The 14,663-nt window shown below is 34.0% G+C and carries 11 protein-coding genes; 6 read left to right on the plus strand and 5 right to left on the minus strand.

Annotated elements, in window-relative coordinates:
• Positions 1 to 69 precede the first annotated feature (69 nt).
• The gene (locus M0M57_RS12135; RefSeq protein ID WP_248433294.1) at positions 70 to 1,713 is read left to right on the plus strand and encodes a M14 family metallopeptidase; all 1,644 of its coding nucleotides are present in this window, start codon (positions 70 to 72) and stop codon (positions 1,711 to 1,713) included.
• Between the two features lie 7 nt (positions 1,714 to 1,720).
• Positions 1,721 to 3,478 carry a M14 family metallopeptidase gene (locus M0M57_RS12140; RefSeq protein ID WP_248433295.1) on the plus strand — a complete coding sequence of 586 codons (1,758 nt, stop codon included), beginning with the start codon at positions 1,721 to 1,723 and terminating at the stop codon, positions 3,476 to 3,478.
• A gap of 152 nt (positions 3,479 to 3,630) precedes the next feature.
• On the opposite strand, the gene M0M57_RS12145 is transcribed toward M0M57_RS12140, so the two are convergent.
• Positions 3,631 to 4,173, minus strand: coding sequence for a porin family protein (locus tag M0M57_RS12145; protein ID WP_248433296.1), 543 nt, complete (start codon positions 4,171 to 4,173; stop codon positions 3,631 to 3,633).
• A gap of 176 nt (positions 4,174 to 4,349) precedes the next feature.
• Between M0M57_RS12145 and M0M57_RS12150 the strand changes: the two genes are divergently transcribed.
• Complete coding sequence (locus M0M57_RS12150) at positions 4,350 to 4,943, plus strand: outer membrane protein (RefSeq protein WP_248433297.1); 594 nt, start codon at positions 4,350 to 4,352, stop codon at positions 4,941 to 4,943.
• Between the two features lie 75 nt (positions 4,944 to 5,018).
• Positions 5,019 to 5,915: a site-specific tyrosine recombinase XerD gene (gene xerD, locus M0M57_RS12155; RefSeq protein ID WP_248433298.1), complete on the plus strand. Its 897-nt coding sequence runs from the start codon at positions 5,019 to 5,021 to the stop codon at positions 5,913 to 5,915.
• A gap of 341 nt (positions 5,916 to 6,256) precedes the next feature.
• On the opposite strand, the gene M0M57_RS12160 is transcribed toward xerD, so the two are convergent.
• From M0M57_RS12160 to M0M57_RS12180, 4 genes are all read right to left on the minus strand, one after another.
• Entirely contained in the window at positions 6,257 to 7,696 is a 1,440-nt protein-coding gene (locus M0M57_RS12160) for a T9SS type A sorting domain-containing protein (protein ID WP_248433299.1), read from the minus strand.
• A gap of 205 nt (positions 7,697 to 7,901) precedes the next feature.
• Positions 7,902 to 9,467 carry a ribonuclease Y gene (gene rny, locus M0M57_RS12165; protein WP_248433300.1) on the minus strand — a complete coding sequence of 522 codons (1,566 nt, stop codon included), beginning with the start codon at positions 9,465 to 9,467 and terminating at the stop codon, positions 7,902 to 7,904.
• Between the two features lie 214 nt (positions 9,468 to 9,681).
• On the minus strand, positions 9,682 to 9,975 hold the full coding sequence (locus tag M0M57_RS12175; RefSeq protein WP_248433301.1) for a cell division protein ZapA: 294 nt from the start codon (positions 9,973 to 9,975) through the stop codon (positions 9,682 to 9,684).
• A gap of 6 nt (positions 9,976 to 9,981) precedes the next feature.
• Entirely contained in the window at positions 9,982 to 10,272 is a 291-nt protein-coding gene (locus M0M57_RS12180) for a hypothetical protein (protein ID WP_248433302.1), read from the minus strand.
• A gap of 189 nt (positions 10,273 to 10,461) precedes the next feature.
• On the opposite strand from M0M57_RS12180, the gene M0M57_RS12185 reads away from it, so the two are divergent.
• On the plus strand, positions 10,462 to 12,162 hold the full coding sequence (locus tag M0M57_RS12185) for a M23 family metallopeptidase (protein ID WP_248433303.1): 1,701 nt from the start codon (positions 10,462 to 10,464) through the stop codon (positions 12,160 to 12,162).
• A 9-nt stretch (positions 12,163 to 12,171) separates the two neighbouring features.
• Complete coding sequence (locus M0M57_RS12190) at positions 12,172 to 14,637, plus strand: TonB-dependent receptor (RefSeq protein WP_407647432.1); 2,466 nt, start codon at positions 12,172 to 12,174, stop codon at positions 14,635 to 14,637.
• The last annotated feature ends 26 nt before the right edge of the window (positions 14,638 to 14,663 follow it).

Below are 14,663 nucleotides of genomic sequence, written 5' to 3' on the forward strand. Positions count from 1 at the left end.
TTAGTGTAATATTAACATTTTAGTAGATTTGAATCAACTATTTTTATGCTTCTAACTAAATAGCATCACATGAGAAAAAAAATACTATTTTTCTTCCTATTCATTTTCGGATTCAGTCAAGCCCAAAATGATTACTTCAACTACGAAGATTTATCCCAAAAACTCAAAGAATTAGCATCAAAAAACAAATCATGTTCCGTTAAATCAATCGGAAAGAGTAGTGGCGGAAAAGATATTTGGCTTTTAACACTTTCATCATCCGAAAAAGCCAAACCCGCACTTTTGATTACTGCCGGAATTGATGGAAAACACCAAGCCGGTACTCAAATTGCCGTTAAACTAATTGAGCAATTGCTTGACGATGCCAATCTTTCTAAATTGTTAGAAGAAAAAACGTTGTATTTTGTTCCTTCTGTAAATCCTGATGCCATTTCGGCGTACTTCACTAAATTAAAGTATGAAAAAAGTGGAAATGCAACCAAAACTGATGATGACCGTGATGGAAAAATAGGCGAAGATGGTTTTGAAGATTTAAATAACGACGGTTTTATCACTCAAGTTAGAATTGAAGATGTAACAGGAAGTTATATCGAAAGTCCCGATGATGAACGAATTTTAGTCAAAGCCGATCCTTCAAAAAATCAGGTTGGAAAATATAATTTGATTTCCGAAGGATTTGATAATGATAAAGATGGTAAATTCAACGAGGATATTTCGGAAGGTGTAAACATCGATAAAAATTTCACGTTTGATCATCCCGTTTTTGAAAAAGGTTCCGGTGTTTATGTTGCTTCTGAACCGGAAACCAGAGCATTACTCGATTTTTTATATCTCAATCAACATATTTATGGTGTGCTAACATTTGGAATGCACAATAATTTATCGGAAGCTCCAAAATTCGACAGCAAATCGGCCAGCAGTAGAATTGTAAAAAGTTGGTTGGAAAATGATGTGAAAGCAGCTGAGCATGTTTCAAAATTGTATACCGAAAAAGCAGCCATCAAAGACGGACCAAAATTGCCGATGACAAAAGGTAATTTTGCTCAAACAGCTTATTATCATGCTGGAAAATTCAGTTTTTCAACGCCTAGTTGGTGGATAGACAAAGCTGAAGAGAAAAAAGATTCAACCGAAGCAAAAACCGAAAAATCTAAAAAAGGAGAAAAATCAGAAGTAAATCCTGAAATTGAATTTTTAAAATGGTCAGAAAGAAATCAGTTAAACAATCTATTTGTGAATTGGACAAGCATTAAACACCCTGATTTTCCTAACCGAAAAGCAGAAGTTGGCGGATTTGTTCCGTATGTGATGAATAATCCACCATCTAAATTTTTAGATGAATCAGCAGTAAAACACAAATTATTTTTGGTAGAATTAATGAATGCTATGCCAAAAATTGAAACGTCAATTCCTGTGGTAGAAAAGTTGGATAGCAATTTATTCCGCATCACCATTAAAGTGGTTAACAAAGGAATGTTGCCCACGTATGCTGAAATTGGTGATAAAATCCGTTTTATTTCTCGTATGAAAACAGAAATTAAGTTAAATGGCAATCAGAAAATGGTTTCAGGAAGAAAATACTTTTTACGAAACACGCTTCAACCCGATGAATCGGAAGAATATTCGTGGCTGGTTTCCGGATCAGGAACAGCAACAATTACTGCCGGTTGTGCAACAACGGGAATCAAAGAAATTAAGGTTGAATTGAAATAAAATAAACATGAAAAGATATATACTTACCACTATTTTATGTTTGTTGATGGCAAATGTAAATGCTCAAAAAAATGAAATTGCTCCCCAAGATTTAAACGGAATGAGAGCAATTGGTTCGCCAGCCAATCCAAAAGTGAGAATGTCTTGGGATCGGTACCACGATTATGCTCAAATTACTCAATTTGGCAAAGATTTGGTAAAAGCCTATCCAAACTTAGTAAAAATGGAATCCATCGGAAAATCTTTTGAAGGAAGAGATATTTGGTTGTTAACGGTTTCCGATTTCAAAACCGATAAAACAGAAAATAAACCGGGTTTCTATATTGATGGTGGAATTCATGCCAACGAATTGCAAGGGGTTGAAATTTCAATGTATACCGCTTGGTATTTGGCAGAAAGTTTTCAAACCGTAAAATTTATCAATACTTTATTAAAGGAAAAGGTATTTTATATTGCGTTGACAATTAGTCCGGATGCTCGCGAAAATTTTATACACAAAGAGAATACGGCTAATTCTTCTCGTTCAGGAATGCGTCCTTTTGATAATGATGGCGATGGATTGGTGAATGAAGATAAGTATAACGATTTAGATGGTGATGGAAATATCGTTATGATGAGAAGAAAATCTAAAACCGGACGGTATAAAATTGATCCAAAATACCCAAGCAGAATGTATCAAGTTCGTGGCGATGAAATGGGCGACTATGAATTATTAGGTTACGAAGGACTTGATGCTGATGGAGACGGATTAGTAAACGAAGACCAATTGGGAACCTACGATCCAAATCGTGACTGGGCTTGGAATTGGCAACCCGATTATGTGCAAAGAGGTGCTCTTTTTTATCCCGGAACGTTGCCTGAAACCAGAGCTGTAAAAGATTTTATTGTTAGCCATCCAAACATAGCCGGAGCACAAAGTTATCATAATTATGGTGGGATGTTTCTCCGCGGGCCGGGTGCTGCCGAAGATGATGCGTTGTTCAGCAGACAAGATATTGAAGTGTATGATAACATCGGTAAATTAGGTGAAAAGATGATTCCGGGTTATAATTATTTTGTGTTGCACAAAGATTTATACACTGTTTATGGAGGAGAAATTGATTTTCTGTCGTTAACACGAGGCATTTTTACGTTTAGCAATGAGTTAATGACTTCCTATAAATTATTCAATCAAAAAAATGCAGGCAGTCGTTGGGATAACGATGAGTTTAACGAATTTGATAAATACTTATTATTCGGAGATGGTTATGTGGAATGGAAACCATTCAATCATCCGCAATTTGGTGAAATTGAAATTGGTGGAGCTAAAAAGAATTACATTAGAAATCATCCCGGTTTTATGTTGCAGGAAGATGCTCATCGAAACATGGCTTTCACGTTATATCATGCGTATCAAACACCAAAATTGGAAATTTTAGACATTAAAACCGAAAAACTCTCTGGAGGATTAACAGCAGTTACTGCAACTATAATGAATACACGAATTATTCCAACGCATTCATCAATTGATGTAGCAAATAAAATTGAGCGACCGGATTTAATTACGTTAAAAGGAGCAAAAGTGGTTGCCGGAATGACCGTTCAAAACGAAGATTTGAATTTATTTACCGAACAAAAATACAGTCCGCAATCAATCGAAGTAGATAACATCCGCGGAATGGGCAACATTAAAGTTCGCTGGATTGTGAGCGGTAATGCAAACGGAGCAACCGTTGAGGTTTCTAGTGCCAAAGGCGGATTTGTATCTGATAAAGTAGGGAAGTAGAAAAAAGATAGCCACGAATTTCACTAATTTTCACGAATTAATTTGTGCAAATTAGTGCAATTCGTGGCTAAATTGTTTTTTTATGTTTGTGTCAAAATTTATAAGCATAGCCTTTTAAACTTTTAACCACTTAAACATTATAACCTTTAAAATTAAAATCGATAACCAAGAGAAACCTGAATCACTCTGTTTTTAACTTCTGCATCTTTTGAAGCTTCGGTTAAACCAACTACATAGCGTGCTTGGGCAAAAATGTTTTCTGTGATATTCAAGCCTAAACCACCCACTGCAGCAAAATCAAATGATTCTGTTTCAAATTGATCTTCAACGTTATCATCAATTAAAAAGGAAAATTGCGGACCCGCTTCTACACTCAATCTATCTGAAATTAAATAAAATTTGGCTAATACAGGTACAGTAACATAATTGAAGTTGATGTCTTTAACGTTTTCATTACTTACTTTTGCTCCTTGAGAAGAGTACAATAACTCCGGTTGAAGAGCAAAGTTTTCAAAGAGTTTCAATTCTAATAAAGCACCAAAATGAAAACTTGTATAGGTTTCTAAACCTTCTAAACCATCTCCTTCAAGACTGGCAAAATTGGCTCCGGCTTTTACACCAAATTTCAACATTTGAGCATTCGATTGGGTTATCCCAATAGCCATGAATGCGATAATAAAAAATAGCTTTTTCATGTTTTAATTATTTAGTTGATTTCTATTAAAACAAATTTAAAACATTTTTATTGTTTAAGAATTCACAAACATTGTTAAACCAATGTTGATAAAATTGTTAATAACTGCAATTTGTCCAATAATTACTTACAAAAAGAGTTTCTAATTTTGTATCATAACTTTAAAACAAGTAAAACATGAAAAAAATTATTTTAACAGTTGCAGCAGTATTCGCTTTCGGATTTGCTAATGCACAAGAAGCTACTTCATCAGAAGGTGGTTTTGCTCAAGGAGATTTATTCGTAAGTGGTGGTATTGGTTTTTCTTCTTCTAAAACTGGAGATGTAAAAACTAATGGAGTGAATTTTTCACCAGCTATTGGTTACTTTATTTCTGAGAACATTGCTCTTGGTGCAAGATTAGATGTTGATTCAGGAAAAGTTGATAATGGCGTTGCAGAAACAAAAACAAGTGGATTTGGTGTAGAAGCATTTGGTAGATATTATTTTACTCCTGCTGCTAAATTTTCAGTATTTGGTGAATTAGCAGTTGGTGTTGGTTCTACTAAAACTGAAGTTGGAAATGTTGAAGACAAATCTAAAACATTTGGTGTTAATGCTGGTGCTGGTGTTAGCTATTTCTTGTCTAACAACTGGGCTATCGAAGCTGGTTGGGCTGGATTAGGTTACAACACTGATGATAACGGTGGAGACGGAGCTGACAAAACTAACACTTTTGGATTAAATGTTGATTTAAGTTCAATTAACTTTGGTCTTATCTACAAATTCTAATTCTTAGGAAATAAAATTTTAAACCACGCCTTGTGCGTGGTTTTTTTATTCCCTCAAATTGTCGAACTTTGAAACATGAATTGGCAAACGTATATCAAAAGTTTTCAGTCGTATTTAAAAATTGAACGAGGTTTATCAAAAAACACAATTGATAACTATTCGTTTGACTTGTTTCGTTTGACACAATTTTTGGATGAAAATGCGATTCTTAAAAATCCAATTACTATAGGCGAAGAAGAAATTCAGCAATTTATTTATGCGGTTTCCAAAGAAGTTAATCCACGATCACAAGCTCGAATTATTTCCGGTTTAAAAAGTTTTTTTTCCTATTTAATTTTTGAGGATTACCGTGCTGATAATCCAATGGAATTAATTGAAACACCAAAAATTGGCAGAAAATTACCCGATACGCTTTCCGTTCAAGACATTGATGCCTTGATTGCGGCTATCGATTTATCAAAAGACGAAGGAGAACGCAATAAAGCGATGCTGGAGACCTTATACGGCTGTGGATTGCGTGTTTCTGAATTAATCACCCTCAAAATCTCCGACTTGTTTTTTGAAGAAGGTTTTATCAAAATCACAGGAAAAGGCAATAAACAACGTTTTGTCCCTATTGGAAGTACAACACAAAAGTTTATAGAGTTATATAAAAATCATGTTCGCACACATTTAAACATTCAAAAAGGACACGAAGATACATTGTTTCTCAACCGAAGAGGAAAGCAACTTACCAGAGCCATGATTTTTACTATTATTAAAGACTTAGCTGTAAAAATCAATTTAAACAAAGCGATTAGTCCGCACACGTTTCGTCATTCGTTTGCAACACATCTTTTAGAAAACGGAGCCGATTTGCGTTCCATTCAATTAATGTTGGGACATGAATCAATTACCACTACCGAGGTGTATGTTCATTTAGACCGAAAGCATTTAACGCAAATAGTAAATAAGTTTCATCCGAGGAAGTAGTTTCTGTTGTCGGTTATCTGCTATTGGTTTTCAGTAAAAACCCAAGTAAAAGAAAACCGTCTTAAAATCTTAAAACGGTTTTAGAATAATGTTTTGAGTTTATTTTTTAACCCGTTGGGTGTAATTAAATTATTTGATTTTTAATATTTACCACACGAAAGGGTTCGTGAGGTACCGGGAGGATATTGATAATTCTTATCGGCATAATTTTACTTTAAAAAACACTTTGTCAGTATAAGGAATTTTTATAGAAAACAAAACCCTCCAAAGTCGTAATACTTCGGAAGGTTTTATATGTTGATGAACTTAGTTGAATCTTCGATTTCGTATCGTGGAGTATGTTATTGCTTTACAATTTTAACCGTATAATTTCCGTTTGCAGTTTGGCCTTTTACGATATAAAGTCCTTTTGATAAATGGCTGATATCAACAGAAGAATTTACATCATTCTGTTCAAATACTTTTTTGCCCAAAACATCAAACAGTTCCACTTTTGAACAAGCAACACTTATCATAAATTCATTGATTACAGGATTTGGACGTGTCTTAACTTCTGTACTGTCAAAATCTACTATGCTTAACGCTTCATTATTAAGCAACCTTACCAAGTTTCTAAAAGAGTGTCCATTATATGATGTAAATTCTCCACCTACAAGAATTTTGCCGTCTGATTGTAAAGTTATTGCTTGAATATAGCTATAAGCACTTAAAAATCCTGTTCCAATGTCAAAAGAAGTATCTTTACTTCCATCTGAATTGAGTCGTACAAGCTTTTTTTCAGGTTGTCCGTTAAGCTCAACAAAATCTCCTCCAACCAAAATTTTTCCGTCAGGTTGTAAAGTAACTGCAAAAATGCTGTTAAAACTAAACCCTGTTTCTCCGATGTCAAATGTAGTATCCTTACTTCCGTCTGTGTTTAAACGGATAATTTTGCGTCCTGAAGATTGACTATCAGGATTAAATTTTCCCTCTGCAAGAATTTTTCCGTCAGGTTGCAAAACAATTTTAAAACATGTATTAAACTCAGTCTCAATAATTTCATAAAGAGTATCCGTGTCCAAACTTCCGTCTGAATTAAATCTAATAAGTTTTTCTTGTCCGCTTATATTTGCCAAAATGAGAATTTTACCGTCAGGCATTAATGCGATTGAATTAATTTCAGAAGGATGATATTCTAAATTAAACGATGCGTCTTTACTACCGTCTGCGTTCAGGCGTACAATATATCTTTGGTTTTGACCATTAAGTGTTGTAAAGCTACCTGAAACAATCATTTTTCCGTCAGGTTGTAAAATAATTATTCCTATTGAAGCAGGATTTTGGTTAGAAGATTGAAATTGCATTGCAATAAATGAAGTATCTATACTTCCGTCTTCGGCATTCAGGCGTAAAATATCCCATCGGGTTTGTTCATTATAACTCCTAAATCTTCCTCCTACTAAAATTTTCCCATCAGGTTGCACAACAATTTGCCTAATCTGAACCAAATTATTACTAGAACCGATAGGTGGAAAGTAAAACCCTGTTCCAATATCAAATGAAGTGTCTTTACTTCCGTCTGCATTCAGGCGTATAAATTTATTTTGGGTTTGTCCGTCATAGCTGTTAAACATTCCTCCTACTAAAATTTTCCCGTCAGGTTGTACAGCTATTGCAGTAACAAGACCGTAAAATCCTTCTCCCGTGTCAAATGAAGTATCAAATTCCGCAGGATTTTGTGCCTGTATTTTTATGCATAATAAGAACAGGACAAAAGTTGTTTTTAGTATTTTTTGTTTCATCTTTTAACATTTTTCAATTATTCATAGATATACTGAACGTTTACTGTTCTACAAGACTCCTGTTGTAATTTTTCTAGCCATTGCTTAAATAGTGTTTTTGTTTCAGAAGAAGTTTCTCCGCTCATGCTTGAAATAATTTGTCCGATTTAAAAGTAAAAAAAATAGGGTAGTTAGCCCTATTTCTTTCAATTTATTTTTACTTGATTTATTTTGCAATATTCACCGCTCTTGTTTCACGAATTACAGTAATTTTCACTTGTCCCGGATAGGTCATTTCCGTTTGAATTTTTTGAGAAACTTCAAACGAAAGTTTAGCAGCTTGTTCATCAGAAACTTTTTCGCTTTCTACAATCACACGTAATTCACGTCCGGCTTGAATAGCATACGCACTTTTCACACCATTAAATCCAAAAGCAATTGCTTCTAAATCTTTCAAACGTTGAATGTATGAATCCAAAACTTGACGTCTTGCACCAGGTCTTGCACCAGAAATAGCATCACAAACTTGGATAATTGGAGAAATCAAATATTTCATTTCAATTTCATCGTGGTGAGCACCAATCGCGTTGCAAACTTCTTCTTTTTCACCATATTTTTCAGCCCATTGCATACCTAAAATCGCGTGTGGCAATTCACTTTCAGTATCAGGTACTTTACCAATATCGTGTAAAAGTCCGGCACGTTTGGCTAATTTTACATTTAAGCCTAATTCAGCGGCCATGATTCCACAAAGCTTGGCCACTTCTCTCGAGTGTTGAAGTAAATTTTGTCCGTAAGAAGAACGGTATTTCATTCGACCAACTACTTTAATTAATTCTGGATGTAAACCGTGAATTCCTAAATCGATTACAGTTCGCTTTCCAACTTCAATGATTTCATCATCAATTTGTTTGGTTGTTTTAGCAACAACTTCTTCAATTCTGGCAGGGTGAATACGACCGTCGGTTACTAATTTGTGTAACGCTAATCGAGCAATTTCTCTTCTAACCGGGTCAAAACACGAAAGAATAATCGCTTCAGGAGTATCATCTACAATAATTTCAACACCTGTCGCAGCTTCTAACGCACGGATATTTCTTCCTTCACGACCAATGATTCTACCTTTTACATCGTCCGATTCAATATTGAAAACAGAAACACAATTTTCTACTGCTTCTTCTGTTCCAACACGTTGAATAGTGTTGATAATAACTTTTTTAGCTTCTTGCTGAGCAGTTAATTTAGCTTCTTCAAGCGTATCTTGAATATGAGCCATAGCTTTCGTTTTAGCTTCAGCTTTTAAACTTTCTACTAATTGTTCTTTGGCTTCTTCGGCAGATAAACCGGAAATAACTTCTAATTGCTCAACTTGACTTTTGTGAAGTTTTTCGACTTCAATTTGTTTTTTGTCAAGAATTTCGATTCTGTTATTGTAATCAATAATTTTTGCATCAAAATCATCAGCTGATTTTTTAGCTTTGGCTAATTCGCTTGAAACTTGCGATTCTTTGTCACGAACTCTTTTTTCAACTTCAGCAATTTTTTTGTCTTTCGATAAAATTTCTTTTTCGTGTTCCGATTTTAATTCTAAAAATTTTTCTTTTGCTTGAAGTAATTTGTCTTTTTTAATGTTTTCAGCTTCCACTTTTGCATCTTTTAGGATGGAAGTGGCTTCTTTTTTTGCATTTTTTATAAGGTTGGAAACGTTGCTCTTTTCAATGACTTTTGCTATTGCAAAACCCGCTGCTAAGCCAACTATTCCGGCGATAATAAGTAGTAATGTACTGTCCATTTGTTTAGGTAAGGTTTATATATAAAAAAAGCCTACATTAGGTGATTGTATAAACTCGTTATGACAAGTTTTGAGCTAACTCACTGTTCAAGGATCCCACTACAAGGTGGGCATGCTATAGTAATGAAGATTTGCTCATTCTAAAATGTTAGTGTTGAGTTTATCAAATAGAAACTAATGTAGGCAGTATCTTAATTAATGTGTAAGAACGTATTTATTTTTCCAGATAATTGGCCAATAAATCATTTATTTTTTTCAGTCTTTCTAACGATTCCTGATTGTCTTCCGTTTTTTCGATTTGTTTTTGCTCTAATTGCGAGGCAAACTGCAAAGCACACATGGCTAACACATCTTGTTTGTCTCGCACAGCATAATTTTCTTCAAATTGCTTAATCATGATATCAATTTTTTTGGAAGCACTTCGTAGTCCTTCTTCTTGCGTAGGTTCAACCGTTAACGGATAAACTCGGTCTGCAATTGATATTTTAATTTTAAGCTTTTCGTTCATGCTGTATTAATCAGACAACTGTGCAATACAGTAATCAATTTCACGAATTAATGAATTTATTTTAAGCTTCGTATCTCTTTTATTTTCGTCACTGCCTAATAATGAATTGGCTATTTTGAGTGTTTCATACTGTTTTTGCAAACCTTCCATATCAGCGGCTTGTTTTTGTATAGTTGTGGTAGAATTCTTCAATTCTTGCTTTAATTCCTGAACAGTTGTCTCTAAACTTTGCATTTTGCTAATCAGTTTGGAGAGCCTATTTTCAAGAGAATCAACAATTTCTACCATTTCACTCATAGGAGCATATATTCATTACACGAGTTACAAAGTTAGTATTCCTAAACGATTAACGCAAATAAAAAAAATAAATTTTGTTTTCATTTTTATTTTTGAGATAAAGTCAAGTAAATCAGTAAAATATTGATTTTTTTTGAATTTGGTTTGAATTTTGTATTACATTTTTTAAATTAGCAAAAATTCAAAGCCATGAAATACATTCTTTACATTCTATTATTTGCCCCAATTGCGGTTTTTTCTCAAAATCAATTTCCAAAAGAAGATTTTATTCCGCCGTTAGATATTCCACTTTCACTTTCGGGAACGTTTGGCGAATTGCGTTCTAACCATTTTCATTCCGGAATCGATTTTAGAACCCAACAAAAAGAGGGTTTAAATGTCATTGCTGTTGCTGATGGTTATGTTTCCCGAATCAAGATATCCACTTTTGGTTATGGAAAAGCAATTTACATTACGCATCCAAATGGTTATACTTCGGTTTACGGACACTTATTGAAGACTTCTTCAAAAATTGATTCCTATTTGAAAAAGCAACATTATACCTTGGAAAATTTTGAAATTGATATTTTTCCTAAACCCGAAGATTTGGTTGTAAAAAAAGGTGAGATTGTTGCTTTGTCCGGAAATACTGGCGGCTCAGGCGGACCACATTTGCATTTTGAATATCGAGATACCAAAACGGAGAAAATTATAAATCCATTCTTTTTCGGGTTAGATAAAAAAGTTAAAGACACCCGAATTCCGGTTATCAATGAAATTGTTGTTTATCCGTTAAGTGAAGATGGTTTGGTAAATCAATCACAAATTCCAATACAAATTCCGATTTCTCAACAAAAAGATGGAAGTTATTTGGCTACAAAAATTCTTGCAAAAGGCGAAATTGGTATCGGTGTGAATACACACGATCAATCGGATAACAATTATGGTAAGAATGGCGTGTATAAAATTAGTTCAATGTTAGACGGAAAACCTTCATTTGAAATTACATTTGATACTTTTAGTTATGATGAAACCCGATACATCAATGCATATATTGATTACAGCCGTTTCAAAAAAATGAATCAGCGAGTGCAAAAATTATTCTTAGCCAAAAAATATCCGTTGAGTTTGGTTTCTTCCAATCAAAATAATGGAATAATTAAAGTAGGAAATAATCTTTCGCACAATTATAAATTGGAAGTTTCCGACTATCATGGAAATAAAACTACTGTGACAATTCCAATTCAGTACTCTAATCAACCTGTTAAAATTCCCAAAAAGGAACAAAAGACCAATTATTTTGTAAAATCTTCCAACGATTATAATTTTACGAAAGACAATATTTCTGTTTTCATTCCTGAAAATTCTTTTTATGAAGATTTTTATTTGAATTTTGATGTAAAAGAGAATGTGCTGACTTTGCAGGATGATGCCACTCCTGTTCATTCTAATTTGAATATTACGTTTCAAAATGACTTAATTCCGATAGAAGAGAGAGAAAAATATTTCATAGCAACAATAAAAGGAAGCAAAATAACCTATAATTCTACCAAAATTAAAGAGAATGTTTTTAGCATTTGGACTAGAAATTTGGGGCAGTTTCAATTGATAAAAGATTCGGTTGCTCCGCAAATTAAATCAGTTAACTTTCAAGAAGGCAAATGGTTGAGCAAACAAAATGATCTTCAATTTACAATAACGGATGACCTTTCAGGAATTAAATCCTACAACGGTTATTTAAACGGAAAATGGATTTTGTTTGACTATGATTATAAAAGTAACAAGATTGTACACGATTTTTCAGATAACATCGTTATAGAAGGACGAAACGAAATAAAGATTGTGGTTGTGGATAATGTCGGAAATTCTACTATATTTGAATCACATTTTTTTAGAAGTCAAAAACCTTAAATTCATCTTTTGAAAACAAAACAATTTATAGTGGCTTTGATGCTTTTTTGCATCGGATTTGCAGCAAATGCACAAACAGCCAGAATAAAAGGAATCATTTTAGATAAAAATAATAATCCGGTTGAAGGTGTAAATATCAACTACCAAGATAAGGGAACAACCACTAACGTGAATGGTTTTTATGCGTTGACAATTCCTGCAAACCAAAAAATCATGCTTGTTTTTACGCATGTTTCTCTAAAAAAAGCTACTCTTAGATTAGAATTAAAAACCAATGAAGATTATGAATATAATTTTCAAATGAGTGATTCTGAAGATTTATTAGGTGAAGTTATTGTCACTGCTGGAAATAGAAAAAGAGTAGAAGGAATAACTACAATTGAGCCCGCCGTTATCAGAACAATTCCGGGAGCAAATGCCGGAGTTGAAAATATATTAAAGTCATTGCCAGGAGTTAATTCTAACAACGAATTAAGTACACAATATTCTGTTCGTGGAGGAAATTACGATGAAAATCTCGTCTATGTCAATGAAATTGAAATTTATCGTCCGTTTTTAATTCGTTCCGGTCAGCAAGAAGGATTGAGTTTTACCAATACGGATATGGTTCAGAATGTTGACTTTTCTGCCGGAGGTTTTCAAGCAAAATATGGTGATAAATTATCATCTGTTTTAGATATCACGTACCGAATTCCAACTCGCTACGCAGCCGCGTTAGAAGCCAGTTTTTTAGGTGGAAGTTTAACGGTTGAAGGCGTGAGTAAAAACCAGAAATGGGCTAATATTACCGGAGTTCGTTACCGAGATAACAGTTTGTTGGTGAATAGTCAAGAAACGGAATCTAATTTTAGACCAACTTTTACGGATGTGCAAACTTATTTAACCTACACACCGAATACGAAATGGCAATTTGGATTTTTAGGAAATGCTTCTCAAAACAAATATAATTTTGAACCCTTGACTCGTCAAACCAATTTTGGAACGATTGACGAACCAATTGCACTTCAAATTTTTTATGACGGACAAGAAAAAGATCAATATCAAACCTTGTTTGGAGCATTAAAAACTTCTTACAATATTAATGATAACAATACTTTAAAGTTCATCGGATCGGCTTATCACACGCAAGAGCAAGAACATTTTGATATTTTTGCGGCCTATTTTTTAGGAGAAGTGGATAGCAACATCGGTTCAGAAACATTTGGTGATGTAAAATTTAATCGTGGAATTGGAACTCAATTAAACCATGGTCGTAATGATTTAGATGCTTTAATTATCAATGCAGAAGTAAAAGGTTTTCATAAACTTAATGAAAATGCGTTTGAATGGGGATTAAAATATACCAAAGAAGATATTCGTGATCGTTTAGTAGAATGGGAAGTGATTGATTCAGCCGGATTTTCAATTAATCCACCACGTGATTTTCCTGTAAACGATCAACCTTATAATCCGTATGTTGGACCGTTAGTACCTTTTCAAAGTGTTCGAGCCACCAATTTCACAACGATTGATCGATTTTCTGGCTATGCTCAATGGAGTAGAAAATCGAATTTAGGTTCCAGTGAAGTTTGGTACAATGCCGGCGTACGTATGCATCAATGGCAAGTTTCAGGAGATGATTTAGATGGAAAAAGTCAAATGGTTTTTAGTCCAAGAGCACAATTTGCCATTAAGCCGCTTTGGGTAAAAGATATGGTTTTCAGAGCATCCGGAGGTTTATATCATCAACCACCTTTTTACAGAGAGCTTCGCGGATTTGACGGACAAGTTCGCCCCAATGTAAAAGCCCAACAATCCGTGCATTTTGTGCTTGGTAACGATTACAGTTTTAAAATGTGGGACAGACCATTCAAATTAGTGAGTGAGTTGTATTATAAAAATTTAACGGATGTAAATACGTATACGTTAGACAACGTTCGTATTCGATATATAGCAGACAATGAGGCGGAAGCGTATGTGTATGGTTTAGACATGCGTTTAAACGGTGAATTTGTTCCCGGCACCGAATCATGGTTTAGTTTTGGCTATTTAAAAACCGAAGAAAATTATCAAGACAAAGGTTTTATTGCACGACCAACCGATCAACGTTTGAAGTTTGGTGTTTTGTTTCAGGATTATGTTCCGAATATTCCAAGTTTAAAAATGTATTTGAATTTGGTTTACAACACCGGTTTGCCAGGTGGTTCGCCTTCCTATGCCGATCCGTATGATTATCAGTTGCGTTTGCGAGATTATCGCAGAGCAGACGTTGGTTTTCAATATGTTTTGACCGAAAAGAATGAGTTGAGACCAGACGGTCATTGGCTAAAACGTTTTAAAGATTTATCATTAGGTTTAGAGATATTTAATTTATTTAATAATCAAAATGCTATTACAAACACCTGGGTTAGAGATGTGTATACAAAAACGCAATACGGTGTTCCAAATTATATGACTACCCGAGTTTTTAATTTGAAGTTAACAGCGAGGTTATAATCTGATTAAATTTTATATCTTTGAAA

This window comes from Flavobacterium azooxidireducens, from assembly GCF_023195775.1.
In the GTDB taxonomy this organism is placed as follows: Bacteria; Bacteroidota; Bacteroidia; order Flavobacteriales; family Flavobacteriaceae; genus Flavobacterium; species Flavobacterium azooxidireducens.